General features: G+C 66.8%; 22 protein-coding genes. 6 read left to right on the forward strand and 16 right to left on the reverse strand.

Going from position 1 to position 24,831, the window contains the following annotated elements:
* Positions 1–10: 10 nt before the first annotated feature.
* The gene (locus tag ACRCUN_RS15635; protein WP_462142537.1) at positions 11–616 is read left to right on the forward strand and encodes a methyltransferase family protein; all 606 of its coding nucleotides are present in this window, start codon (positions 11–13) and stop codon (positions 614–616) included.
* On the opposite strand, the gene ACRCUN_RS15640 is transcribed toward ACRCUN_RS15635, so the two are convergent.
* Positions 613–2,664 (reverse strand): NAD(+) synthase, encoded by a 2,052-nt coding sequence (locus ACRCUN_RS15640; protein WP_462142538.1) that lies wholly within the window; start codon positions 2,662–2,664, stop codon positions 613–615. The two genes, ACRCUN_RS15635 and ACRCUN_RS15640, sit on opposite strands and share 4 nt — an antisense overlap.
* A gap of 58 nt (positions 2,665–2,722) precedes the next feature.
* Here ACRCUN_RS15640 and ACRCUN_RS15645 point away from each other — a divergent pair, with 58 nt between their 5' ends.
* Both ACRCUN_RS15645 and ACRCUN_RS15650 read left to right on the forward strand, forming a co-directional pair.
* Positions 2,723–3,262 (forward strand): cysteine hydrolase family protein, encoded by a 540-nt coding sequence (locus ACRCUN_RS15645; protein ID WP_462142539.1) that lies wholly within the window; start codon positions 2,723–2,725, stop codon positions 3,260–3,262.
* Between the two features lie 89 nt (positions 3,263–3,351).
* Positions 3,352–4,194: an NAD-dependent protein deacetylase gene (locus ACRCUN_RS15650; RefSeq protein ID WP_462142540.1), complete on the forward strand. Its 843-nt coding sequence runs from the start codon at positions 3,352–3,354 to the stop codon at positions 4,192–4,194.
* Here ACRCUN_RS15650 and ACRCUN_RS15655 read toward each other — a convergent pair.
* A complete protein-coding gene (locus ACRCUN_RS15655) occupies positions 4,166–5,422 on the reverse strand; it encodes a cytochrome P450 (RefSeq protein WP_462142541.1) in 1,257 nt (418 codons plus the stop codon). The two genes, ACRCUN_RS15650 and ACRCUN_RS15655, sit on opposite strands and share 29 nt — an antisense overlap.
* Before the next feature lie 65 nt (positions 5,423–5,487).
* On the opposite strand from ACRCUN_RS15655, the gene ACRCUN_RS15660 reads away from it, so the two are divergent.
* Positions 5,488–6,123, forward strand: coding sequence for a TetR/AcrR family transcriptional regulator (locus ACRCUN_RS15660; RefSeq protein ID WP_462142542.1), 636 nt, complete (start codon positions 5,488–5,490; stop codon positions 6,121–6,123).
* 48 nt (positions 6,124–6,171) lie between these two features.
* On the opposite strand, the gene proB is transcribed toward ACRCUN_RS15660, so the two are convergent.
* From proB to ACRCUN_RS15730, 14 genes are all read right to left on the reverse strand, one after another.
* Entirely contained in the window at positions 6,172–7,299 is a 1,128-nt protein-coding gene (gene proB, locus ACRCUN_RS15665) for a glutamate 5-kinase (protein WP_462142543.1), read from the reverse strand.
* Positions 7,296–8,735: a GTPase ObgE gene (gene obgE, locus ACRCUN_RS15670; RefSeq protein ID WP_462142544.1), complete on the reverse strand. Its 1,440-nt coding sequence runs from the start codon at positions 8,733–8,735 to the stop codon at positions 7,296–7,298. Before obgE ends, proB begins: the two co-directional genes overlap by 4 nt.
* A 90-nt stretch (positions 8,736–8,825) precedes the next feature.
* A complete protein-coding gene (rpmA, locus tag ACRCUN_RS15675) occupies positions 8,826–9,092 on the reverse strand; it encodes a 50S ribosomal protein L27 (RefSeq protein WP_067847176.1) in 267 nt (88 codons plus the stop codon).
* 16 nt (positions 9,093–9,108) lie between these two features.
* Positions 9,109–9,420, reverse strand: a complete 312-nt coding sequence (gene rplU, locus ACRCUN_RS15680; protein WP_067847179.1) for a 50S ribosomal protein L21 — start codon at positions 9,418–9,420, stop codon at positions 9,109–9,111.
* A 156-nt stretch (positions 9,421–9,576) separates the two neighbouring features.
* The gene (locus ACRCUN_RS15685) at positions 9,577–9,987 is read right to left on the reverse strand and encodes a PPOX class F420-dependent oxidoreductase (protein WP_462142545.1); all 411 of its coding nucleotides are present in this window, start codon (positions 9,985–9,987) and stop codon (positions 9,577–9,579) included.
* A gap of 3 nt (positions 9,988–9,990) precedes the next feature.
* Complete coding sequence (gene rne / locus ACRCUN_RS15690; protein ID WP_462142546.1) at positions 9,991–13,005, reverse strand: ribonuclease E; 3,015 nt, start codon at positions 13,003–13,005, stop codon at positions 9,991–9,993.
* A 301-nt stretch (positions 13,006–13,306) separates the two neighbouring features.
* Positions 13,307–13,729, reverse strand: coding sequence for a nucleoside-diphosphate kinase (gene ndk / locus ACRCUN_RS15695; RefSeq protein ID WP_462142547.1), 423 nt, complete (start codon positions 13,727–13,729; stop codon positions 13,307–13,309).
* Between the two features lie 50 nt (positions 13,730–13,779).
* Positions 13,780–14,169 carry a DUF4233 domain-containing protein gene (locus ACRCUN_RS15700; protein ID WP_462142548.1) on the reverse strand — a complete coding sequence of 130 codons (390 nt, stop codon included), beginning with the start codon at positions 14,167–14,169 and terminating at the stop codon, positions 13,780–13,782.
* A complete protein-coding gene (gene folC / locus ACRCUN_RS15705) occupies positions 14,166–15,575 on the reverse strand; it encodes a bifunctional tetrahydrofolate synthase/dihydrofolate synthase (protein WP_462142549.1) in 1,410 nt (469 codons plus the stop codon). Before folC ends, ACRCUN_RS15700 begins: the two co-directional genes overlap by 4 nt.
* A 27-nt stretch (positions 15,576–15,602) precedes the next feature.
* Positions 15,603–18,254, reverse strand: coding sequence for a valine--tRNA ligase (locus tag ACRCUN_RS15710; protein ID WP_462142550.1), 2,652 nt, complete (start codon positions 18,252–18,254; stop codon positions 15,603–15,605).
* 98 nt (positions 18,255–18,352) lie between these two features.
* Positions 18,353–18,970 carry a DUF937 domain-containing protein gene (locus ACRCUN_RS15715; RefSeq protein WP_462142551.1) on the reverse strand — a complete coding sequence of 206 codons (618 nt, stop codon included), beginning with the start codon at positions 18,968–18,970 and terminating at the stop codon, positions 18,353–18,355.
* Positions 18,971–19,075: 105 nt separating this feature from the next.
* Positions 19,076–20,329, reverse strand: coding sequence for a saccharopine dehydrogenase family protein (locus ACRCUN_RS15720; protein WP_462142552.1), 1,254 nt, complete (start codon positions 20,327–20,329; stop codon positions 19,076–19,078).
* A 7-nt stretch (positions 20,330–20,336) separates the two neighbouring features.
* Positions 20,337–22,310: a S9 family peptidase gene (locus tag ACRCUN_RS15725; RefSeq protein WP_462142553.1), complete on the reverse strand. Its 1,974-nt coding sequence runs from the start codon at positions 22,308–22,310 to the stop codon at positions 20,337–20,339.
* 62 nt (positions 22,311–22,372) lie between these two features.
* Complete coding sequence (locus tag ACRCUN_RS15730; RefSeq protein WP_462142554.1) at positions 22,373–22,984, reverse strand: hypothetical protein; 612 nt, start codon at positions 22,982–22,984, stop codon at positions 22,373–22,375.
* A gap of 285 nt (positions 22,985–23,269) precedes the next feature.
* On the opposite strand from ACRCUN_RS15730, the gene ACRCUN_RS15735 reads away from it, so the two are divergent.
* Both ACRCUN_RS15735 and ACRCUN_RS15740 read left to right on the forward strand, forming a co-directional pair.
* On the forward strand, positions 23,270–24,604 hold the full coding sequence (locus ACRCUN_RS15735; RefSeq protein WP_462142555.1) for an ammonium transporter: 1,335 nt from the start codon (positions 23,270–23,272) through the stop codon (positions 24,602–24,604).
* Entirely contained in the window at positions 24,605–24,823 is a 219-nt protein-coding gene (locus ACRCUN_RS15740) for a hypothetical protein (protein WP_067847209.1), read from the forward strand. It abuts the gene before it with no gap.
* Positions 24,824–24,831: the final 8 nt, after the last annotated feature.

The raw sequence follows: 24,831 nt of genomic DNA on the forward strand, positions 1-24,831 counted from the left end.
GGAGAAACTCATGCCCATTCTCGCGCTCGCGCTGTTCGCGGTCTTCGCGCTTCTCGGATTCGGTTGGCGCAGTTGGCTGCAATGGCGACACACGGGCTCCACCGGGTTCAAGGGAATCAGCGGCAGGCCCGGATCTGTCGAGTGGTTCGCCGGCGTCGGCTTCATCGTCGCGCTCCTCGCGGCGGTGGCCGCGCCGATTCTGCAGTGGATCGGACTCGTCACACCGCTGAATACCCTGCACACCAGCTGGATTCAGTTCACTGGGCTGATCCTGGCCCTTATCGGTATCGCCGCCACCGTCTACGCGCAGATCGGCATGGGCGACTCGTGGCGCATCGGCGTCGATCCCGACGAGACCACGACGCTGGTCGACTCCGGCATCTTCGGCCGGGTGCGCAATCCGATCTTCGTCGCGATGATGACGTTCGGATTCGGGATCGCGTTGATCACCCCCAACCTGGTGGCGATCGCCGGATTCGTGCTGCTCGTCGCGACGATCGAGTTGCAGGTCCGCGTTGTCGAGGAACCGTATCTGCTTGCCACGCAGGGCGATACCTACCGGTCATACACCGCGAACGTGGGACGCTTCGTGCCGGGTATCGGGCTCAACCGCTAGCTCTCCGGAATTTCCCGTTCGATCTCGTCGAGCCAGATGCGGGCGGACATGTCCGACGGTGCCCGCCAGTCACCGCGCGGTGACAGTGCGCCGCCGTGCGACACCTTCGGCCCGTTGGGCAGTGCCGAGCGTTTGAATTGCGCGAACGAATAGAACCGCTGTGCGAAAACCTGCAGCCAGTGCCGGATCTCTTTGAGCGAGTACGCCGGGCGCTTGTCCTCCGGAAAACCGGCAGGCCAGTCACCGAGCGTCGGGTCATGCCAGGCATGCCAGGCCAGAAAGGCCACCTTCGACGGGCGGAACCCGTAACGCAGTACCTGAAACAGCGAAAAGTCCTGCAGCACATACGGTCCGACTTTGGCTTCGCTGCTCTGGATCTCCTCGTCCTCACCGGTCGGGACCAGCTCGGGCGTGATCTCGGTGTCGAGCACCGACTGCAGCACCTCGTTGACGTCGGAGTCCACGGCGCCGAACTGACCGGACGAGATGACCCACCGGATCAGGTGCTGGATCAGGGTTTTCGGCACCCCGCCGTTGACGTTGTAGTGCGACATCTGGTCGCCGACCCCGTACGTCGACCAGCCGAGCGCGAGTTCGGACAGGTCGCCGGTGCCGAGCACGATGCCGCCGCGCTGGTTGGCGAGCCGGAACAGGTAGTCGGTCCGCAAGCCGGCCTGCACGTTCTCGAACGTGACGTCGTAGACCTTCTCGCCGCGGCCGAACGGGTGGTCCATCTCCGTGAGCATCAACTGGGCGGTCTTCTTGATGTCGATCTCTTCGAACGTCACGCCAAGGGCCTCGCTCAACCGGATGGCGTTGGTCTTGGTGCGGTCGCCGGTCGCGAAGCCGGGCAGGGTGAACGCCAGAATGTCGCTGCGCGGGCGGTTCTCACGGTCCATCGCGCGCGCCGCAACGATCAGCGCGTGCGTGGAATCGAGACCGCCCGATACGCCGATGACGACCTTCGGGTAATTCAGTGCGCGCAGGCGTTGCTCCAACCCCGAGACTTGGATGTTGTAGGCCTCGTAGCAATCCTGTTGCAGCCGTGCTGGGTTCGCCGGGACGAACGGGAAGCGCTCGATCTCCCGCAACAGCCCGATGTCACCGGTCGGCGGGTCGAGCTGGAACTCCACCCGGCGGAACGAGTCCGACGCGGCAGCGTGGTGGCGCGCATTGTCGTCGAACGTGCCCATGCGGAGTCGTTCCGATCGGATCAACTCGAGATCGACGTCGGCAACGGCGCGCCGTTCGCCGCGCGGAAAACGCTCGCTCTCGGCGAGCAGCAGCCCGTTCTCCCAGATCATCGTCTGGCCGTCCCACGCCAGATCGGTCGTCGACTCCCCCTCGCCCGCCGCGGCGTAGATGTATGCCGCCAGGCAGCGTGCCGACGCCGAGCGCGCCAACAGGCACCGGTCCTCGGCGCGACCGACGGTGATCGGGCTGCCCGACAGATTGGCCAGCACCGTCGCGCCGGCCAGCGCGGCCTGCGCGCTGGGCGGCACCGGCACGAACATGTCCTCACAGATCTCGACGTGCAGGACCAGACCGGGAAGATCGGCGGCCACGAACAACAGATCGGGGCCGAACGGCACGTCGGCACCCGCGACTCGGATGGTGCCGCGGACGTCGTCGCCCGCCGCCAGCTGCCTGCGCTCGTAGAACTCGCGGTAGGTCGGCAGGTAGGACTTGGGGGCGACGCCGAGCACCGCACCGCGGTGGATGACCACAGCCGTGTTGTAGATGCGGTGCCGGTGCCGCAGTGGCGCGCCGACGACGAGCACCGGGGCCAGCACCGCCGACGCCGCGACGATCTCGGTGAGCGCTTCTTCGACCGACTCGAGCAGCGCATCCTGCAGCAGGATGTCCTCGATCGAATAGCCCGACAACGTCAACTCGGGAAAGACCGCGACGGCGACGCCATCGTCGTGGCAGGCCTGCGCCAACCGCAACACCGATTCGGCGTTGGCCGGCGGATCCGCCAGCGCGGTGTGATGAGTGCAGGCCGCAACCCGCGCGAAACCGTGGCGGTAGGCGCTGTAGAAGTCCATCGCTCCCTATTGTTGCCCTTGAAGTGTCAAGATCGGGTGACGGGGTATCAACAATCTCATGAGCGATACCGCTGTCGTCGTCGTCGACATGCTCAACAGTTACCAGCACGAGGATGCCGAACTGCTGGCGCCCAACGTCGCCCGGATCATCGATCCGCTGGTCAACCTGATCAAGGCCGCGCGCGAGCGCGACGATGTCGACCTGATCTACGTCAACGACAACTACGGCGATTTCACGGCGCAGTTCAGCGACATCGTCGAATCGGCGCTCGACGGCGAGCGGCCGGATCTGGTCCGGCCGATCCTGCCGGAGGACGGCTGCCTGCTGTTGACGAAGGTGCGCCACAGCGTCTTCTACGCCACCGCGCTGGACTATCTGCTGGGTCGGCTGGGCACCGAGCGGGTGATCCTTGCCGGTCAGGTCACCGAACAATGCATCCTCTACAGCGCACTGGACGCCTACGTCCGCCACTTCGACGTCGTGGTTCCCGCCGACGCGGTGGCCCACATCGACGCCGGGCTCGGTGCGGCCGCGGTGGAGATGATGCGGCGGAACATGAGCGCCGAGGTCGTCCCGGCCGCCGAGTGCCTGGCCTGACGAGTCGACAGTCAGCCGAGATCGATGGCGACCGTCACGTCGGTCCCCGGCTGAACAGCCACGTCTCCGACCGATCTACCCTCGACAGGGTGGACGCACCCGAACTCGTCACCCTGCTGCAAGGGCGCCGTGTCGCCGTGCTCACGGGCGCGGGGATGTCCACGGACTCCGGTATCCCCGACTACCGCGGGCCGGACTCCCCGCCGAGCAACCCGATGACCATCCGGCAGTTCACGTCCGATCCGGCGTTCCGGCAGCGGTACTGGGCCCGCAACCACGTCGGCTGGCGGCATATGGACGACACCCAGCCCAACGCCGGTCACCGCGCGCTGGCAGCGCTCGAAGCCTCCGGTGTGGTGTCGGGACTGATCACCCAGAACGTGGACCTGCTGCACACCAAGGCCGGTAGTCGCGACGTGGTCAACCTGCACGGAACCTATGCGCAGGTGGTCTGTCTTGAGTGCGGTCACACCATGCCACGAAGCCGGTTGGCCGATCTGTTGGAGCGTGCGAATCCGGGGTTCCTGGAACGTGCCGAAGCCGTCGGGGGAATCGCGGTGGCTCCGGATGCCGATGCCGTCGTGAGCGATACCGCATCGTTCGTCATCGTGGACTGCCCCGTCTGCGGCGGGATGCTCAAACCCGACATCGTCTACTTCGGCGAGAACGTTCCGAAAGACCGTGTGGGGCAGGCCTATTCATTGGTCGATGCGGCGCAGGCCCTTCTGGTTGCCGGCTCGTCGCTGACCGTGTACTCGGGCTACCGGTTCGTCCGCCACGCGGCGGCGCGCGGCATTCCCGTCGCGATCATCAACCGTGGCCCCACTCGCGGCGACGATCTCGCGACCGTCAAGGTCGAAGCGGGTTGCTCGGAGATGCTGACGCTGCTCGCCGGTGAACTGGTCAGAACGTACACGGCATCGCCCGGATAGCGTGCACGAAGTTGCCTTGCAGATAAGCCGGCTCGCCTGCGGCGATATCGGGAAGCTGGTGCAGTAACTCGGCGAAGATCGCCCTCAGCTGAGTTCTCGCCACATGGGCGCCCAGGCAGAAATGCCGTCCGCCGCCGCCGAATCCCAGGTGCGGATTCGGCTTTCGGCTCAGATCGAGCACCTCGGGCCGGTCGAACACCTCGGTGTCCCAGTTGCCCGACGCGTAGAACATCACCACCTTGTCGCCCGCGGCGATCTGCTGGCCGCCGAGCTCGACATCGGTTGCCGCGGTGCGCCGAAAGGTCATCACGGGCGATGCCCACCTCACGAATTCCTCTACCGCACAGGCGATCCGGCCATCGAAATCCGCCAGAAGCCACGCGCGTTGGTCAGCGAAGTCGGTCAGCGCCTTGAGCGCGTGGCTCGTGGCCTGCCGGGTGGTGTCGTTGCCCGCCACCGCGAGCAGCACGAAGAACGCGGAGACTTCGGCGTCGGTCAGGCGGTCACCGTCGACGTCGGCCTGGACCAATGCACTGATGAGATCGTTGCCGGGCTGATCGCGGCGCTGCGCTGCCAGTTCGCCTGCGACCTGATGTAGGTACATCTGGTTTTCCACCAGTACTTCCAGCGGGTTTCTGCCTGCGAGGTATACCGGATCGGCCCAGGACACCAGGGCGTCGGCCGCATGCGCCACCTGCTGACGCTCGGATTCGGGAATGCCGACCATGTCCGAGAGCGTGCGGATGGGCAGTTCCTTGGCGCAGTGATCGACGAAATCGACTCCGCTTCCTGCCGTCTTGAGTTCGGCGACGATCTGGCAGGCGTTGTCTTTGATCGAGGTTTCGATGCGGGCCACCTGACGCGGGGTGAACGCGGCGTGGACCAACTTGCGGATCAGGGTATGCCGCGGCGCGTCCATGGCCAGGAACGACTGCGAGGCCTCCAACAACTCCTCGGGCACGCTCTCGAATATCACGCCCTTGCCGGACCGGAAGGTCTCGCTGTCACGGCTGATGGTGACGATGTCGGCATGCCGGGTGACCGCCCAGAATCCCCGATCGTCCGGATCGTGCATGAGCGCGTCCTCGACCGGTGGATGCCAACTCACCGGCCGGGCGGCCCGAAGCTCGGCGAACGCGGTTTCCCGCTCGGCCGCGGTGGTGGCCCAGAACGTCCGCGAGGACAAGTCGATCGAATCGTACGGACGTGTGAGCGGCGACACAGTCATGGTGTGACAATAAGTCTAGACAGAGTGTCTAGTCAACATGTGATCGGAACCGATACGCTGGCGACATGCCATCTGTGACGCGAAAGCCGCAGGCCAAGCGTGAGGAACGGCGCGAGCAGATCGAACGGCAGCTACTGGATGCGACCGATCGGCTGATGTCGGACGGCACGAGTTTCACCGAGCTGAGCGTGGACCGACTGGCCACCGAAGCAGGCATCTCGCGGGCGAGCTTCTACATCTATTTCGAAGACAAAGGCCACCTGCTGCGCCGCCTGGCGACCCAGGTCTTCGGCGAGCTCGCGAGCGATGCCGAGCAGTGGTGGGGCGTCGCGGGCCGTCGCGATCCCGCCGATGTGCGCGCCGCGATGTCGGGCATCATCGCGAGCTATCGCCGCCACCAGCCGCTGCTCGTCGCGCTCAACGAAATGTCGGCCTACGACTCACTCGTCGGGCAGACCTACCGCGAACTGCTCGCCGGCATCACCGCGCAACTGACCCGCGTGATCGAGGACGGCCAGGCGGACGGGTCAATCCGTCCGCAGCTTCCCGCCGCCACCACCGCGAGCGCGCTCACGTGGTTGGTCGAGCGCACGTGTCACGTCAATCTGCCTTCGCAGCCGGCATCCTACGATGCCGAACTCGCCGCGACGCTCACCCAAATCGTCTGGGGTGCCCTCTATCTCGAGGCCCCACCCGAGTGATTTGTGCACCGTGACCGGCGGTGAGCGCCGCTGGAGGTGCACAAATCACTATGTGGCGACGAGATCGTCGGCGTGTACCGCGGGCCTGCGCATCTCGGCGGGCAGATCCGACGTCGAGCGGCCGATCATCTTGGCGAGTTCGGCCGCCTCGTAGGCCACCACGCCGCGTGCGACGGTGCGGCCGTCAAGCGCACGCAGATCGACAACGTCGCCGCCGTGGAAACGCCCGGTGACTTCGGTGATCCCGGCAGGCAGCAGCGAGCGGCGCTGCTTGACCACCGCGCGCACCGCGCCGTCGTCAAGGATGAGCGCGCCCGCCGACTCCGCGGCATAACGCACCCAGAATCGGCGTGCCGACATCCGCTCGGGCCGCGGCGCGAACACCGTGCCAACCGAGGCGTCGTCGAGGGCGGCGGCGGCATCGGCCGCGGCGGCCAACAAGACCGGAACCCCCGCGTCGGCGGCCAGCAGTGCCGAGGACAGCTTCGACGCCATGCCGCCGGTCCCGAGATGGCTGCCGCGGCCGGCCACCACACCGTCGAGATCGCCCTGCGCGGCAACCTCAGGGATGAAGCGCGCGTTGCCTTTTCGCGGATCGGAGTCGTAGAGGCCGTCGATATCGGACAGCAGGATCAGGGCGTCGGCCCCGACGAGGTGCGCCACCAGGGCCGAGAGCCGATCGTTGTCGCCGAACCGGATCTCGTTGGTGGCCACGGTGTCGTTCTCGTTGACGATCGCCACCGCATGCAGGGCACGCAGCCGGTCGAGGGTGCGCTGAGCATTGTTGTGCTGCACGCGCATCGAGATGTCGTGGGCCGTGAGCAGCACCTGGCCGACCGTGCGGTTGTAGGCGGCAAACGCCGAACTCCACGCGTTGACGAGGGCGACCTGCCCCACGCTGGCCGCGGCCTGCTTGGTGGCCAGGTCGGCTGGCCGCTTGCTGAGCCGCAGCGGTTCGATTCCGGCGGCGATCGCACCGGATGACACGATCACCACGTCGGACCCGGCCTTCATCCGGCCCTCGATGGCCTCGACCAGACTGGCGAGCCGATTCGCGTCGAACACACCCGAGGGTGTGGTGAGCGCGGTGGTGCCGATCTTGACGACGACGCTGCGCGCGGTTCGCACAGCGTCGCGGTGCGCGGAGCGCGCCGATGTGCCTGAGCGGATGCTCATTCGCTGCTCTCCCGGCGCGCCTTCCGTGCGGCCTTGCGCTCGTCGGCGGACACGCGGTCGCTCTGTTCGAGCCGGACATCGGTGCCGCGGCCGGTGAGCGGTACGTCGATGCCGGCCGGGGTCTGCGGCTCCCAGTCGAAGGTCATGTCGCCGATGGTGACGGCGCAGCCGGGTTGGGCACCCAGCTTCAGCAGTTCATCCTCGACACCCAGCCTCGCGAGCCGGTCGCCGAGATAGCCGACGGCCTCGTCGTTGTCGAAGTTGGTCTGCGCGATCCACCGTTCGGGCCGGGTGCCGCGCACGATGAACCCGCCGTGCCCGTCGGACTCGACGGTGAAGCCGCTCTCGTCGACGGCGATCGGCCGGATCACCGGACGCCTCGGCACCACCTCGGGCTGTGCGTCGCGATACTTCTTGACCATTTCCCACAGCGCGAAAGTCAACGGGCGCAGCCCGTCCCGGCTGACCGTGGAGATCTCGAACACCGGCCACCCGAACCGTCGAGCGACCTCGTCACGGACGAAGTCGGCGAGTTCGCGCGCATCCGGAACGTCGATCTTGTTGAGCACCACTGCGCGTGGTCGCACGGCAAGGTCGCCGAGCGTCGAATCCCCTTGCAGGGTCGGCGTGTAGGCGGCCAGTTCGGCCTCAAGCGCCTCGATGTCCGAGATCGGGTCACGGCCGGGCTCCATCGTCGCGCAGTCCACGACGTGCACGAGAACCGCGCACCGCTCGAGGTGACGCAGGAACTCCAGACCCAGGCCACGCCCCTCGGATGCACCGGGGATCAGCCCGGGCACGTCGGCCACGGTGTAGGTGTTGTCCCCCGCCGACACCACGCCCAGATTGGGCACCAGTGTGGTGAACGGATAGTCCGCGATCTTGGGTTTGGCTGCCGAGATCGCCGACACCAAAGACGACTTCCCGGCCGACGGAAATCCGATCAGCCCGACGTCGGCGACGGTCTTGAGCTCGAGCGTGAGATCACGGGCCTGCCCCTTCTCACCGAGCAGTGCGAAACCGGGGGCCTTACGCGCCCGAGAAGCCAGCGCGGCGTTGCCGAGTCCGCCACGTCCACCGGCCGCCGCTTCGAATCGGGTTCCGGCGCCGACCAGATCGGCCAGCATCCGGCCCTGTTCATCGAGAACCACGGTGCCGTCCGGTACGCGAACCTCGAGATCGGCGCCTGCGGCACCGTCGCGGTTGCTGCCCGCGCCCTGCTTGCCGGACGGGGCGACCACATGCGGATGGAAATGAAAGTCCAGCAGGGTGTGCACCTGCGGATCGACGACCAGCACGACGCTGCCGCCTCGGCCGCCGTTGCCGCCGTCAGGACCGCCGAGCGGTTTGAACTTCTCGCGGTGCACCGACGCGCAGCCATTGCCGCCGTTGCCCGCCCGCGCATGAATGACGACGCGGTCGACAAACCGGGGCATCGCACATCCTCTCCGTCGAATGTGAAGCTATCGCGAAAGTTCTGTCGAGAACTCGCAGCTGCTTCACATTCGCGGAGAATCCTCGATGTCTCAGGCCTCCGGGCGCGGCACGGGAACGATGTTCACGTGCTTGCGGCCACGCTTGGAGCCGAATTCCACGGCGCCGGGAGCCAGGGCGAACAGGGTGTCGTCGCCGCCACGACCGACGTTGACGCCGGGGTGGAAGTGGGTGCCGCGCTGGCGGACCAAAATCTCGCCGGCCTTGACGACCTGGCCGCCGAACCGCTTGACGCCGAGGCGCTGTGCGGCTGATTCGCGACCGTTGCGTGAGCTGGAAGCGCCCTTCTTGTGTGCCATGTCGAAACGCCTCCTATTACTTGATGCCCGTGACCTTGAGCACAGTCAGCTGCTGACGGTGCCCCTGGCGCTTGTGGTAACCGGTCTTGTTCTTGAACTTGTGGATGCGGATCTTGGGACCCTTGGTGTGCTCGAGCACCTCACCGGTGACGGCGACCTTGGCCAGGTCGTCAGCCTTGCTGGTGACCTTCGCGCCGTCGACCACAAGAGCGACAGGCAGCGATACCGACGCGCCGGGCTCGGAGTCGAGCTTCTCAACCTTCACCACGTCACCGACGGCAACCTTGTACTGCTTGCCGCCGGTCTTGACGATTGCGTATGTCGCCATCGTGTCCTCTGCTGCTCTGCGGGCGCGCGCTACCGGTCGGTGCGTGCGCGGGTCTTGGGTGGCGGGGTGCCCCGCCGTCGCCGGCCTGCGATCACACAGGCACTGACGACAACTGGTCAAGGGTACGTGACCAGCAGGTAAAGGGTCAAACCGGCCCTAGTGAACGGCGCGCCGGGCACCGTACCACTGCTCGCCTGCCGGTTCACCGGCCAGATTCCAGCTCCACGACAGCCGTGGGGTGATGCGCGCGTACCAGCCGGGCCCCATCATGCCGACGCGTTCGACGGGTGGTTCCGCGTCGCCGTAGATGCGGATTGCTCTGGCAATGAACGGGTCCATGGACACCAGATCGTCGACGACGAGCGAAACCTGGGTACGGCCCTGGCCGATGTTGACGAGCTTGCGCGTTCGCAGCACGTTGGCGCCTACGCCACCAACCCAGATGTCGGAACCGTCCACCTCAAAGGCGACCGGGACGACATCGGGCTGCCCATCGGCGTTCACCGTCGCCAGTCGCGCCACCGGCTGCGACCTCAGGTAGGCGAGCTCGTCGTCGGTGAACGCCACCGGTCAGCCCTCGTGTGCGGGCGGGCCGGCGGGGCGCGCAGCGGCCCGGCGGCGGACGCGTCCGCGGGCCACCGCTACCGGCGGCTGGTAGACCGCGACAGCCGGCTCGTCATCCTCGTCCTCGTCGTCCGAGTCGTCGTCCGAGTCTTCTTCGTCGTCGTCTGAATCCTCGTCCGAGTCATCGGTGTCATCGGTGTCATCGTCATCCGAGTCGTCCGAGCCGTTGATCACCTCGATGTCCTCGTCGAGGTCGTCTTCGTCCTCGTCGTCATCGAGGTCGATCTCGTCCTCCGAGTCGTCGGACTCGTCGTCCTCATCCTCGTCCTCGGTGTCCTCGAAATCGTCGCCGCCAAGTGCGCCGGCGGTCTCGGGCTCGGCGTGTTCGGCGGCAGTCTGCTCGTCGTCGCCTTCGGTTTCGAGGACCTCGCGATCCTCACCGGCCGTGTCTTCGTCGGTGTCCTCGTCGTGGCGACCGTTGGCAGCAGCCATCGCCTTGAACATCGGATGTTCGCCCGCCGCGTGTGCCGGCACCTTGGCCACCTGCACTTCTTCGGTGCGGGCCGCGCCCTTCTTGCCGCGCTTACCGCGTCGCCCGCCGCCCGAGGACTCGGCCTTGCGGCCCCCGTTGGTCGATGCGGAGTCGACAGGGTCGCCGTGCAACACGATCCCGCGGCCACCGCAGTGTGTGCACGCCGTCGAGAACGCCTCGATCAGCCCGGTTCCCAACCGCTTTCGGGTCAGCTGCACCAAGCCGAGCGACGTGACTTCGGACACCTGGTGGCGCGTGCGGTCACGGGCCAGCGCTTCGGTCAGCCGCCGCAACACGAGATCGCGGTTGGACTCCAGCACCATGTCGATGAAGTCGATGACGACGATGCCGCCGATGTCGCGCAACCGGAGTTGGCGCACGATTTCCTCGGCGGCTTCCAGGTTGTTGCGGGTGACGGTCTGCTCGAGGTTGCCGCCCGAGCCGGTGAACTTGCCGGTGTTGACGTCGACGACGGTCATCGCCTCGGTGCGGTCGATGACGAGCGTGCCGCCCGACGGCAGCCACACCTTGCGGTCCATCGCCTTGGCCAGCTGTTCGTCGATGCGGTGCACGGCGAACACGTCCGGGCCGTCGGCCCCGGCGGGTTCGTATTTGGTGAGGCGGCCCATCAGGTCGGGCGCGACGGTGTTCACGTACGAGTTGATGGTGTTCCAGGCGTCGTCACCGGACACGATGAGCCCGGAGAAGTCTTCGTTGAACAGGTCGCGGATCACCTTGACCAGCACATCGGGCTCTTCGTAGAGCGCGACGGCCGCACCGGCCTTCTTCTCGGTGATCTCGCCGGCCTTGGCCTCGATCTCCGTCCACCGCTTCTGCAGCCGTTCGACGTCGGAACGGATGTCCTCTTCTTTGACACCCTCCGAGGCGGTACGGATGATCACGCCGGCGTCGGACGGGACCACCTCACGCAGGATCTCCTTGAGCCGCTGCCGTTCGGTATCCGGCAGCTTGCGGCTGATGCCCGTCGACGATGCCCCCGGCACATAGACCAGGTAGCGACCGGCCAACGACACCTGCGTGGTGAGCCGGGCGCCTTTGTGCCCGACCGGGTCCTTGCTGACCTGGACGACGACGTAGTCGCCCGGCTTGAGGGCCTGCTCGATCTTGCGGTTCTGCCCGCCGAGCCCAGCGGCCTCCCAGTTGACCTCACCTGCGTAGAGCACACCGTTGCGGCCACGGCCGATATCGACGAAGGCGGCTTCCATCGAGGGCAGCACGTTCTGCACGATGCCGAGATAGATGTTGCCGACGAGCGAGGCAGATGCCGCTGAAGTCACGAAGTGCTCGACCACGACGCCGTCCTCGAGCACCGCGATCTGGGTGTAGCGGGCGCCTTCGTGCGGCGGTTCGGTGCGGACCTTGTCGCGCACGATCATCGTCCGCTCGACGGCTTCCCGGCGGGCCAGGAACTCGGCCTCGCTCAGGATCGGCGGACGGCGCCTGCCGGCGTCGCGGCCGTCACGACGCCGCTGCCGCTTGGCTTCGAGTCGGGTCGACCCGCTGATGCCCTGGATCTCGTCCTCTTTGTCGGGCTTGTCCGCGCGCGGAGCGCGCTCGTGCACGACGGTGTTGGGCGGATCGTCCGGTGACACCGCCGATCCGTCGTCATCGCCCGAGCCGGCCTTGCGCCTGCGGCGGCGGCGGCGCCGGCGCGTGCTGCCGTCGGTGCCGGTGCTGTCCTCGTCGCCACCCTCGTCGGATTCGTCGGACTCGTCACCGGTGTCCTGATCGCCGGTGTCGCCCTGCTCGTCGGCGGTGTCGTCGGCCTCGCCTCCGTCGCCGTCGCTCTGCTCACCACGTCCGCGGCCCCGGCCTCGACGGCCACGGCGGCGCCTGCGGGCGGCCGGCTTGTCGGTCTGTTCGTCGTCGGTGTCGGACTCGGAGTCATCCTCGTCGTCCTCGTCATCGTCGATGTCGACCGGTTCGAAGGACACCGGCTGCGGAGCGACGAAAAGCGGCAGGTAATCAGCCCGCTCGGTGTGGGCTTCGCGCGCCGGAGGAATGTTCGCGGTCTCGAGGATCAGCCGCGACTCGGGCTCATCACCCACCAGCGTTGTCTCGGCGGGCGGAGTTGTCTCAGCCTCGCCGGCTTCCGCGGTTTTCGGCTGGGCCTCGGCCGGTGCTTCTTCGGCCGGCGCAGCCGGGGCCTCCGCGGCCGGGGCCGCCGACACAGACTCGGTCACCGCAACGGTGACCGACTCGATCTGTACCGGCTCGACCGCCTCGGCGGGTGGACCGACCTCGGCCGGCTCGACCGCCAGCGCCTCGCGCACGCGCTCCGCGTCCACCTTGTCGACCGTGGAGTGGGCGCTGCGCTGACGACCGTCGAACTCGGCGAGTGCATCGAGCACCCGCCGGCTGGTGGTACCCAGAACCCGCGCCAGCGAGTGGACTCTCAGCCGCTCTGGGAGTCCCTCCTGCTGCGGAGTCTGGGGTGATAGGTCTTCGGTATGGGCATCTTCGGCCACGAATTCTCCTCAAGCCCCCGGGCGCGTCGTTCGACGCGGCCACGCGAGGGCTTCCGCTATTGGCCCGGGACACGTACCCCGGACTTGTTGTGGTCTCGCTCCGAGCGGCTCGTCTACCGAACCCACCCGGTGCCTGGCTGAATGATGGCTGGACGGTCGGCGCCACACCGGATTGCGGTGGTCGCGCTCGTCGAAGTCTTCATTCGGGTGTACAGCCTCGGTTGAGGCCGGCTACCCGGGACCAGTATCCCACATCACTGACGCGGCACTGACCAGACGGCGAGACAGGCCGCGACTCAGGTCAAGAAGAAGTGGCTTCGCCTGGGAACCACAGAGCAATCTCGCGGGCGGCCGATTCCAGCGAATCCGAGCCGTGCACGAGGTTGTCCTGGGTGACAAGCGCCAGGTCACCGCGGATCGTGCCGGGTACGGCCTTCTCCACAGGATCGGTGCCGCCGGCGATCTGACGGAACGCGGCCACGGCGCGCGGACCCTCGACGATTGCGGCCACAACTGGCCCGGATGTGATGAATTCCAGCAGCGACCCGAAGAACGGCTTGTCTTCGTGCTCGGCGTAGTGCTGCCGGGCGACCTCGTCGCTGACAGTCTTGAGTTCGAGGGCCGCCAGCGTCAGACCCTTGCGTTCGATCCGGCTGAGGATCTCCCCTACGAGTTGGCGCTTGACGCCGTCGGGCTTGATCAACACGAGGGTCCGCTCAGTCACGGCAGAAAGAGTACCGGTCGGTAATCGACGCCGCTCGGCAGGTCCCCCCGCTATTCCGGAGGGGATTGCTGGCCGGGCAGCAGCCCGCGTTCTTGTCTGCGTTTGACCTCTGCACGCAGGTACACGATCAGTAGCCAGACGACGGCGAAGACCACTCCGATGAAGCCGATGGCACCGTGGATGACGACCCCGGCGATCAGCACGACTTGTATGCCGAGGTTCGCCCAGATCGCCCACGGCCTGCCCTGCACGCCGCACATCAGGATCATCACCACGGCGAGGCCGATCAGGTAGCCACCGGCGGTCCAGGTGAGACCGCTCTCGCCGACGGCGACGACCGGTAGCGCCAAAAGCACCACGATGGCTTCCAGGATCAGCGTTCCGGCCATGACCCCGCGGAAGCTCTTCCACGGATCCGGCGGCGCGGGAGTTTCACTCATGCGGGATCCCGTCCGAACAAGGTGCGGGCCGCGCCCGCCGTCACGACCGAACCGGTGATCACGACGCCCGCCCCGGAGAACCCCTCGCCCTCGGCTCCGGATTCCTCGACAAGGGCGGTGGCCGTTTCGATGGCGTCGGGCAGGGTCGCAGCGGTGATCACGCGATCCGGGCCGAATCGTTCCTCTGCCCGCAGCGCGAGCGATTCGACGTCGAGGGCGCGCGGCGAGCCGTTGTGCGTCACAACGATCTGATCGAATGCCGGTTCCAGGGCGGTCAGGATGCCGTCGACGTCCTTGTCCGCCATGACCGATACGACACCGACAAGCAGCCGGAAATCGAACTCCTGCTGCAGCGTCTGGGCCAACGCCGCCGCGCCGGCCGGGTTGTGCGCCGCGTCGATGAAAACCGTTGGTGCGCTGCGCATCCGCTCCAGCCGACCGGGGCTGCGCACGGCCGCGAACCCGGCGCGTACCGACTCGACGTCCAGCTGCCGGTCCGCACCCGCGCCGAAGAACGCCTCCACCGCCGCCAGTGCGACCACCGCGTTGTGAGCCTGATGCTCACCGTGCAGTGGCAGGAAGATGTCGGAGTACACCCCGCCGAGGCCCTGCAGTTCCAGCAGCTGACCACCGATGGCCACCTGCCGTCCCAGCACCGCGAACTCGGAGTCTTCGCGGGCGACGGCGGCGTCGGCCCGGACCGCCTCGGCCAGCAGCACCTCCATGGCCTCGGGATCCTGTGTGGCGATCACCGCGACGGTGTCGGTCGGCACCAGATCCTCCTCCTGACGGGTGATGATGCCGGCCTTCTCCCCCGCGATCGCGGCGATGGTGTCACCCAGATAGTCGGTGTGGTCGATGCCGATCGGCGTGATCACCGCGACCGGTGCGTTGACGACGTTGGTGGCGTCCCAGCGCCCGCCCATGCCCACCTCGACGACGGCGACGTCGATGGGCGCGTCGGCGAACGCCGCGAAAGCCATGGCCGTGAGCACCTCGAACTTGCTCATGGCCGGTCCGCCCGCCGCTTCGGACTGCTGGTCGACCAGCTGCACGAACGGCTCGATCTCGGTGTAGGTCGCCACGTACTGGGCCGGCGAGATCGGTTTGCCGTCAATGGAAATGCGCTCGACGGCCGACTGCAGGTGCGGGCTCGTGGTGCGCCCGGTGCGCCGGTGCAGTGCGGTCAGCAGGGCATCGATGATGCGGCACACCGACGTCTTGCCGTTCGTGCCCGCCACATGGATCGACGGGTAGGCGCGTTGGGGGGAGCCGAGGAGCTCGAGCAGCGCCGCGATGCGTGCGGTGCTTGGCTCCAGTTTGGTCTCCGGCCACCGTTGGTCGAGCAGGTGCTCGACCTGTAGCAGCGCAGCGATCTCGTCCGGCGAAGGAACTGGGTCAGTCACCGGATGCTCTGCTCTTCGTGTCCGCGATCATCGCAACGCGGCCAGCCGTGCGGTGATGCGTTCGACTTCTTCACCGGCGAGTTGCCGACGGCCGCGAATCTTGTCGACAACCTCAGCGGGAGCTTTGGCCAGGAATGCGTCGTTGCCGAGTTTGCCTGTGGTGGTCGCCAATTCCTTCTGCGCGGCGGCGAGGTCCTTTTCCAGCCTTCGCCGCTCGGCGGCGACGTCGACGGTGCCCGACGTATCGACCTCGACGACGACGGTGCCCTGCGACAACCGCACCTCGACCGCGGCCGACGGAGTGAACCCCTCCCCTGCTTCGGTGAGCCAGGCGAGCGAGCTGATCGCAGGCAGCTGCGCCTGCAGGCCGGCGGACGCAATGTCGGACAGCCGGGCCGGCACCTTCTGCCGGTCGGCCAGACCCTGGTCGCTGCGGAAGCGGCGCACCTCGGTGATGAGCTTCTGCATATCGACGATGCGTTGGGTGGCAATGGAATCCAGAGCAAACCCGGACGGCTCGGGCCACTGCGCGACCACCACCGACTCGCCACCGGTGAGCGTCTTCCACAACGTCTCGGTGACGAACGGCATGACCGGATGCAGCAGCTTGAGCAGCGCGTCGAGAACGAATGCCAGCACTCCGGTGGTATGAGTGATGCCCTCGTTCATTTGAACCTTGGCCAACTCCACGTACCAGTCACAGAACTCGTCCCACGCGAAGTGGTAGAGCGACTCGCAGGCCCGGCTGAATTCGTAGCTGTCGAAGGCCGAATCCACTTCGGCCCGAACCTCTTCCAACCGACCTAGGATCCACCGGTCGGCATCGGTCAGCTCTGCCGCGGCAGGCAACGGCGCGGGAGCGGCCCCGTTCATGAGCGCGAAGCGGGTCGCGTTGAACAGCTTGGTGGCGAAGTTGCGCGACGCGCGGGCGTGGTCCTCGCCGATCGACAGGTCACCACCGGGGCTGGCGCCGCGCGCCAGGGTGAAGCGCAGCGCGTCGGCGCCGAACTTCTCGACCCAGTCCAGCGGGTCGATGCCGTTCCCGCGTGATTTGCTCATCTTGCGGCCGAACTCGTCGCGAATCAGCCCGTGCAGGAACACATTCTCGAACGGAACCTGTGGGCCGCGCTTACCTTCCAGGGTGATCGCCGGATCGTCGCCGACGAACGTGCCGAACATCATCATCCGGGCGACCCAGAAGAAGAGGATGTCGTACCCGGTAACCAGCACCGACGTCGGATAGAACTTGGCCAGCTCGGTGGTGTGATCGGGCCAGCCCATGGTGGAGAACGGCCACAACGCCGACGAGAACCAGGTGTCGAGGACGTCGGGGTCCTGCTCCCAGCCCGCGGGCGGTGTCTCATCCGGACCGACGCACACGGTCTCGCCGTTGGGGCCGTGCCAGATCGGGATCCGGTGGCCCCACCACAGCTGGCGCGAGATGCACCAGTCATGCATGTTGTCCACCCAGGCGAACCAGCGCGGCTCCAGGCTCGGCGGGTGAATCACGGTGTCGCCGTTGCGCACCGCGTCGCCGGCGGCCTTGGCCAGCGCATCCACCTTGACCCACCACTGCAGGGACAGGCGCGGCTCGATGGGTTCGCCGCTGCGCTCGGAATGGCCAACGCTGTGCAGGTACGGGCGTTTCTCGGCGACGATCCGGCCCTGTTCGGCCAGCGCCTCGCGCACCTTGACGCGCGCTTCGAAGCGGTCCATGCCGTCGAATTGGGTTCCGGTGTCGGCGATCCGGCCCTTGGCATCCATGATCGTGGGCATCGGAAGCTGATGCCGCAGGCCGATCTCGAAGTCGTTCGGGTCGTGCGCTGGGGTGACTTTGACTGCGCCGGTGCCGAATTCGGGGTCCACGTGCGTGTCGGCCACGATGATCATCTCGCGGTCGGTGAACGGATGCGGCAGGGTTTTGCCGACGAGATGGCGATAGCGTTCGTCGTCGGGGTGGACCGCGATCGCGGTGTCGCCGAGCATCGTCTCCACTCGAGTGGTCGCGACGATGATGTGCGGTTCGTCGTCGTTCATCGAGCCGTAGCGGAACGAGACCAGCTCACCCTCGACGTCTTCGTACTTGACCTCAAGGTCACTGATCGCGGTCTCCAGCACCGGAGACCAGTTGACCAGCCGCTCGGCCTGGTAGATCAGCCCCGCGTCGAACAGCCGCTTGAAGATCGTGCGGACCGCGCGCGACAGACCGTCGTCCATCGTGAAGCGGTCGCGGCTCCAGTCGACGCCGTCACCGAGCCGGCGCATCTGGCCGCCGATCGTGCCGCCGGACTCGTGCTTCCAGTCCCACACTTTTTCGACGAACAGCTCGCGACCGAAGTCTTCCTTCGTCTTGCCGTCGACCGCGAGCTGCTTCTCGACCACGGTCTGGGTCGCGATACCGGCATGGTCCATACCGGGGAGCCACAGCACCTCGAAGCCCTGCATGCGCTTGCGTCGCGTGAGCACGTCCATCAAGGTGTGGTCGAGCGCATGCCCCATGTGCAGGCTGCCGGTGACGTTCGGCGGTGGCAGCACAATCGAGTACGCGGGCTTGTCGCTCGTCGGGTCGGCGGTGAAGTACCCGGCGTCCACCCAGCCCTGATACAGGTCGGCCTCTACCGAACCCGGATCCCAGGACTTCGGGAGGGCATCGGCGCGGTTATCAGGACTGGGAGTCACCGCGCCATTCTAAGAAGACCGGCCCCGGATAAGCGAAAGCCCCCGACGCCCGGTGCGTTCGCTGGGCGTCGGAGGCTCTGGCCGGGTGCCGCGGCCGGCTACTTCTTGCCACCCAGCAGGCCGCCGAGGATCTCGCCGATGGCGTTGTTCTGGCCACCGCCGCCACCGAGCACGCTGCCGAGAATGCTGCCGAGCGGATTGTTGCCGCCGCCCGACCCGCCGGCGGCTCCGCCGAGGATGCTGCCCAGGATGTCGCCGAGCCCACCGCCGGAGGCCTGCGGCTGCGGCGCGGACTGCGCGGGCGCGTTCTGCTGTGAGAACTGCTTGCCGATGTAGGCGAGCACGATCGGGGCCAGGATCGGCAACAGCTTCTTGATGAGGTCGCCTCCGCCTGCGCCCGTGCCCGCCAACGCCGACGCGACCTGATTGCTGTCGTTGCCGCCGAAGATCTTCGCGACGATCTGATCGCCTTCCTTCGCGTCGACCTGGTCGACGCTCACGCCACCGTCGAGCAGACCGCTGGCACCCTTTGCGGTGACAGTCGACTCGAGGTCGCTGGAGTCGATGTTGTCGGCTTGGACATTCTCCGCCACACCGCCGACCAGCGCGGGCACGAGAGTCTTGATGGCGGCGTTCACCTCGCCTTCATCTGCGCCGAGCTTGTTGGCGATATCCGCGACGGGAATCTGCGCGAAGAGTTCGTCGAGACCGGCCATTTCTTAACCCACCTTCGTTGCTGGCGTACAGGAAGTCCTCGCCGTCGACCCTAGTCGAAACTGATCTTGTCCTCAGGTGTTCTGTGCGGCGAGATCGATACCGGCTCAGCCGAGCGCGGTGGTCTCCAGCGTCACGTCGGCCGCGGGAAGCCGCGTGAGCAGTGCGTCACCCATCGCGGCAGCGGGCGTCAGCACACCATGCAGATCCGAGAGCTTGTCCCGGTCGAGCGCCAACGCCAGCCCGCATTCCCCGAGCAACACTGCCGTGGCTTTGTAACCCGGGTCGCCGCGCTGGGCCATCGTCGCTACATAGCGCGCACCCGACGTGGTCGTGGTGTACGTCTCGACCCGATAGTGGCCGTTCTCGCGGGTCTTTTCGCTGGGCCCGGTTCCCGGTTTGGGCAGTACGCGCTCGATCAAGCCCGCGGGCACTCGGTTGAAATACCGGCCGCCCAAGCCGAGGGTGGCGGCGTTGGAGCCGGTCACCAGTGCCGCGGCGATCGGTGCGACGACTGAGCGGCCGACGCTCATCTGCTCGCCGTATTCGAACTTCCGTCCGTAGGCATAGTCGAGTAATGCGTTGCTGCGCCGGACGATTCGGGTGTTCGGCGCGGCCATCGCGAACGCGCCGGTCCAGTACCCGGCCAGTTCCGGTGCGATCTCGCCGCCACGGCGCCACCGCACGTCGGGTTGCGCGCCGAGCTGGGGCTCGGCGCCGCGATCGGGGCTCAACGTGTAGGGATCGTTCATGAGCTCGCGCGCGTCGGGGTCACTCGACGCGGTGCGCAGCACCTCCAGCATCGAGGCGGCCGTGCCACCGGAGACTCCACCGGCGAACGAGCGCACCACCAAGTTGGTGTCGCACAGTTCACCGGCGTCGTCGGCAGCGGCCCGGCGGTACAGCGCGAACACCGTGAGATCCGATGGGACGGAGTCGAATCCGCACGAGTGCACGATGCGCGCCCCGGTGTCGACGGCATGCTTGTGGTGCAGGTCGATGCTGTTGCGGATGAACATCGTCTCACCGGTCAGGTCGGCGTAGTCGGTGCCTGCCGCCGCGCACGCGGCCACCAGCGGCATGCCGTAACGGGTGTACGGACCGACTGTCGTGACCACGACCTGTGTGCGCGCAGCCATGACGTCCAGCGTCGCGGGATCGTTGGCGTCGGCGATGACCAGCGGCCAGGACTGTGCGGCGTCACCGAGGGTCGCGCGCACCGCGCGCAGCTTGTCCTCCGAGCGTCCGGCGAGCGCAATCCGCGCTGTACCCCCGGCTCTGGCCAGATATTCAGCCGTCAGCTTGCCGGCGAAACCCGTCGCCCCGTACAGAACCAGGTCGAACTCACGCTGCGTCACCATCCCGACGCTACCCGAGCAGTTCGGGTAGCTGAACCGGTTCTCCGCGCAGGTGCTCGTTGAGAAAAGCGAGCACCACCTGGTACCAGATCTTGGCGTGCTGCGGTGCCAGCACCCAGTGGTTCTCGGTCGGGTAGTAGAGGAAGCGGTGCGGACTTTCGCCGTTCTCGTCGGCGGGGAGCGCCGAATCGGTCAGCAACTCGTACCAGAGCCGCAATGCCTCGCCGATCGGCACTCGATAGTCCTTGTCGCCGTGGATCACGAGCATCGGGGTGCGGATCTGGCCGACCGACAGATGCGGCGAATTGTGCTGAGCCATCTCCGCGGTCATCTCGCGGGCCCACCAGTAGGCGCCGTCGGTGGTCGGGCCGAACTGATCGAGCGCCCACAGGCTGGCGTGGGTGACGATCGCGTCGAACCGGTCGGTATGGCCCGCGATCCAGTTGGCCATGTATCCACCGAATGAGCCGCCCATCGCCGCGGTCTTCGAGGCGTCGATCCGGGGATGCGCGCAGGCCGCGTCCGTCGCGGCCATGAGATCGGTGTACGGTTCGGCACCCCACGCGCCCCATCCGCGGGCGATGAAATCTTGTCCGTAGCCGGTGGACAATCCCGGATCGGGCATGAGCACGCCGTAGCCCTGCGCCGTGAGCAGCCACGGATTCCACCGCCAGTGCCAGGTGTTCCAACTGCCCAATGGTCCGCCGTGCACCCAGAGCACCAGTGGCGCGGGCTCGTCCCCGCTCGGCAGGGTCAGCCAGGACCGGATCTGGGCACCGTCGGCAGCTGTCGTCGTCACCTCGGTCAGCGTGCCGGGTAACTGCGGCGCGTCGACGCACGGCAGTTCGGTGACGGTGCCGTCGGGATCGAGCCGCACGGGGTGTGGTGGCGCGACATACGAACTGCGCAATGCGTAGATCACGCCGCCTGGCCCGCAGCGCACGTCGGTGTAGGTGTAGTCGTCGTCGGTACGCCGAGTCACGGCCCCGGTGACCGGATCGACCGCGAAGACGGGTCCGCGGCCACCGTCGTCGGCGGTCACGATGAGCGCCGACGAGTCCGCCGACCACACCAGCGAGCTCGGCCACCGGTCCCAGTCCGCAGTCAGCTCGACCGGTTCGGCGCCGAAGCGCGTACAGCACACCGTGATTCGTGGTGGCGTTGTCGGTGTGGAATGGGTTTCCCTGGTGAATGCGACGGCGCTACCGTCCGGCGCGATCACCGGATGGTCCAGGTCGGCGCCGGGCTCGTCGGCGATCGTGGTCCTGGCGCCGGTTGCGCGGTCGATGCGGACGAGCGTCGAGCGGATGGCTGCGCCCGGGCCGGGTTCGTGCCACGAGGTCACCACGAACGAGCCGTCCGCACTGACGTCGAACGTCGTCTCCTGCAGGGCCGCACGCGGGCCTGGGGTGAGATCGCGCGGCCCGTCCGCGTCGAGGAGGTGCGGCGGCTCTGGGCCGAGATCGTGGTCCCATTGCCGCACCGGATAGCCGGTGTGCAGGATCGCCGACACCTTGTTGTCCCTGCGCTGTTCGCGCAGGTTCTTGTCGTCGTCGACGGTGTCGGCCAAAAGCGGCGCGCTCACGACGGTGACCTCGGCCCTGCTGGCGCTGACGGCACTCGCGACACCGCCGGGCAGCGCGAGCATTTCGTACGCCTCGCCACCTGCCGCGGGCAGTCTCCACAATGCCGCGGGCGGCCTGTCGGCGGCGCGCTTGGAGTCCGGTGTCGGACGGACCGCGAGGAACAGCAAGTCACCGTCCGAAGTGAAGACAGGTGTCGATTCGCCCTTGACGCCGCGCGTCAGCCGCCGGGCCGGCTGTTGCCCGGCGGGGTCCAATTCCCATATCGCCGTGCGGAACTCGGTATGTTTGCCGTTCAGCGTGCTGATCGTCGTGACCACCCGCGAGCCGTCGGGCGATACCGCCAGACCGGATACCCGTGGCAGCGCGAGGTAGTCGTCGAGATCGTGAAACGGGGTCATGCCGTTCCACCGTAGTGGCGCGGCCCGCACCGGACCCGATGCGGGCCGCTGGTGACGGTCGCTCAGACGACGTCGGTGATCTGCCCGGCACCGTCTGCCCGGACCTGCTTGCTGCTGCGCTCGCCCTCGACGTTGATGAACATGAGCACGTTCGCGTCGAACGGAATGTTGCGTTTGATGGTCAGGGTCTGGACCTTTCCGTCCGCGATTTGGCTTGCCGCCACGGCGCCGTTGATCGCGGTGGCGATCGCGCCGGTCGGCACATCGGTGATCGCGAACAGGTTCTGCTGCAACGCTTCGGTGTCGTCGTCGTAGTCGATGGGACGCGACGGCCCGACTGCGCCGGAGGTGTAGCTCCACTGGTTCAGCTCGGTCGGCGCGTTCGGGTCGATGGCCTCGACCGTCAGCACGCCCGGCGCGATATTGACCTCGACCACCTGCATGGGATTGGCGCCGACCTTCTCCGAGATCGCGGCGTAGGCCGCGTCGATACCTTCGGCGGTGAACAGATTGCCCGAGACGGCTTCGGTGATCTTCTCCGTACCCGACGCGACGACCTGCTCGGCGGCGTTGGAGGCTGCGTCCCTGATCTCGGTGACCTTCGAGCAGCCGTTGAGGGCGGACGCCGCGATGACGGCGGCGGCGATGGCGACGCCGAAACGGGTGGGGTTCATCTGATCCTCTCTGAGTTTGGCCCGACCGCGTCCGGTGCGGACGCATGCCGAGCGTGCTGCCGCGGGCCCACTACCGATCACAACTTCGACAGCGAACTTCGCCGGCAAGCGCACGCGCCCATCGGGGCCCATATTGTTAGCACAGGGACTTCACAGCGAATTAACGCGCATTGATCAGCGGGACATATCGCGGCGGCTACCGTACTTCGGGAGTACACCGTCAGTACTCAGCGAATCCTGCGAAGAAACATCCCCACCATTCCGTGATCATTCGGAGGTCCCCCTGTGCCACCCGAAGTCGAAGACGCAGTCACATCCATGGCCGCCGTCAACAACGAGTTCTTCTATTGGATGTCCATCGCGCTCATGATGCTCATCCACGCAGGCTTCCTCGCCTACGAGATGGGCGCGTCACGCTCCAAGAACGTCCTCGCGACCGCGATGAAGAACCTCCTCGCCTTTGCCTGCATCGTGGCGTCGTTCTTCTTCGTCGGCTGGTTCCTCTACAACGCCATGCCCGCGGGCTATCCCAGGATCGATGAGCTCGCTGCCGCGGCACTGCCATGGAGCGACAACATGGGTCCCAACGTCGAAGATCCCGTCAGCGGGATCTTCTGGGGCGCCTTCGCGCTGTTCGCGGCAACGACCGGTTCCATCATGTCCGGCGCTGTGCTGGAACGGATTCGGACCAGTGCCTTCCTGATCCTCACCGTGTTCGTCGGATCGGTGGTGTGGATCATCGGCGCGGCGTGGGGCTGGCACGGCGCCGGATGGATGCTGACGAAACTCGGGTTCCACGACGTCGGTGCGGCCGGATGCGTCCACATGATCGCGGGGTTCGCGACGTTGGGCATCTTGATAAATCTCGGCCCGCGCCTCGGCCGCTTCCTGCCCGACGGCACCCCGGTCACCATCCGCCCGCACAACCTGCCGCTGACCATGCTCGGCCTCATGCTGATCTTCGCCGGGTTCTTCGGCTTCCTGATGGGCTGCGTCATCTACGGACCCGACGGCTACGCGACGATCTACGGCAGCCCGACCACGTTGTCGGCGTTCGCATTCAATACCCTCATGGGGTTGGCCGGCGGGATCATCGGCGCCTATCTCACGTCGAGAGGCGAACCGTTCTGGACGATCTCGGGCGGCCTGGCCGGTGTCATCGCAGTCGCCTCGGGCATGGACCTCTACCATCCGGCGCTCGCGTTCATCATCGCCTTGGCGGGCGGGGCGCTGAGCCCCTACCTGGGCAAGCTGCTGGAGAGATTCCGGATCGACGATGTCGTGGGAGCCGTCACCGTGCACGGTGGAATGGGCACCTATTCGCTGCTCATGGCAGGCATTTTCCTGTCCGGTTACCCCAACACCGACGGCAACCCACCGATCTCGCTGTGGGGCCAGCTGATCGGCATCGCGGTGTTCGCGGCGCTCGGCTTCATACCCACTTATCTGGTGGCCCTGGCACTCAAGAAGATGAAGCTGTTGCGTATCCCGCCCGAGGTCGAGCAGCAGGGTCTCGACCTCAGCGAGGTGCCCGCAACCCCGTATCCCGAAGGCATTCCGATGACGGTCATGCCGGTCAACGGCGCGAAGGCGCTCGTCGGCGCAGTGGAGGTGAAGTAAGTGTTCAGTCCGATCGACAGTTACGACGGTGCCGGTGTGGTGTTCACCTTCGGTGGTTTCTCCGTCGGCGTATGGGTTGTGTTCATCTTGGCGGTGGCGTTGTTCATCGGCTTCTTCGTTCGGATGATCCAGCACGAGAACGATGCGTACCGGGCCATCGCCGAGCACAAGCCGGTCGAGCCCGGCCCGGCTGCCGAAGGCGAGCCACCGGCGTACTGATCAGCATG

The sequence above is a fragment of the Mycobacterium venezuelense genome (assembly GCF_054919535.1).

Bases quoted from the DNA above. Each gene is read 5' to 3' on its own strand.
- ACRCUN_RS15635 (WP_462142537.1), top strand. From the start codon at position 11: ATGCCCATTCTCGCGCTCGCGCTGTTCGCGGTCTTCGCGCTTCTCGGA.
- ACRCUN_RS15715 (WP_462142551.1), bottom strand. From the start codon at position 18,970: ATGGCCGGTCTCGACGAACTCTTCGCGCAGATTCCCGTCGCGGATATC.
- ACRCUN_RS15655 (WP_462142541.1), bottom strand. From the start codon at position 5,422: ATGACTGTGTCGCCGCTCACACGTCCGTACGATTCGATCGACTTGTCC.
- ACRCUN_RS15725 (WP_462142553.1), bottom strand. From the start codon at position 22,310: ATGACCCCGTTTCACGATCTCGACGACTACCTCGCGCTGCCACGGGTA.
- ACRCUN_RS15720 (WP_462142552.1), bottom strand. From the start codon at position 20,329: ATGGTGACGCAGCGTGAGTTCGACCTGGTTCTGTACGGGGCGACGGGT.
- ACRCUN_RS15645 (WP_462142539.1), top strand. From the start codon at position 2,723: ATGAGCGATACCGCTGTCGTCGTCGTCGACATGCTCAACAGTTACCAG.
- rpmA (WP_067847176.1), bottom strand. From the start codon at position 9,092: ATGGCACACAAGAAGGGCGCTTCCAGCTCACGCAACGGTCGCGAATCA.
- ACRCUN_RS15640 (WP_462142538.1), bottom strand. From the start codon at position 2,664: ATGGACTTCTACAGCGCCTACCGCCACGGTTTCGCGCGGGTTGCGGCC.
- ACRCUN_RS15700 (WP_462142548.1), bottom strand. From the start codon at position 14,169: ATGAGTGAAACTCCCGCGCCGCCGGATCCGTGGAAGAGCTTCCGCGGG.
- ACRCUN_RS15660 (WP_462142542.1), top strand. From the start codon at position 5,488: ATGCCATCTGTGACGCGAAAGCCGCAGGCCAAGCGTGAGGAACGGCGC.
- proB (WP_462142543.1), bottom strand. From the start codon at position 7,299: ATGAGCATCCGCTCAGGCACATCGGCGCGCTCCGCGCACCGCGACGCT.
- ACRCUN_RS15730 (WP_462142554.1), bottom strand. From the start codon at position 22,984: ATGAACCCCACCCGTTTCGGCGTCGCCATCGCCGCCGCCGTCATCGCG.
- rplU (WP_067847179.1), bottom strand. From the start codon at position 9,420: ATGGCGACATACGCAATCGTCAAGACCGGCGGCAAGCAGTACAAGGTT.
- obgE (WP_462142544.1), bottom strand. From the start codon at position 8,735: ATGCCCCGGTTTGTCGACCGCGTCGTCATTCATGCGCGGGCGGGCAAC.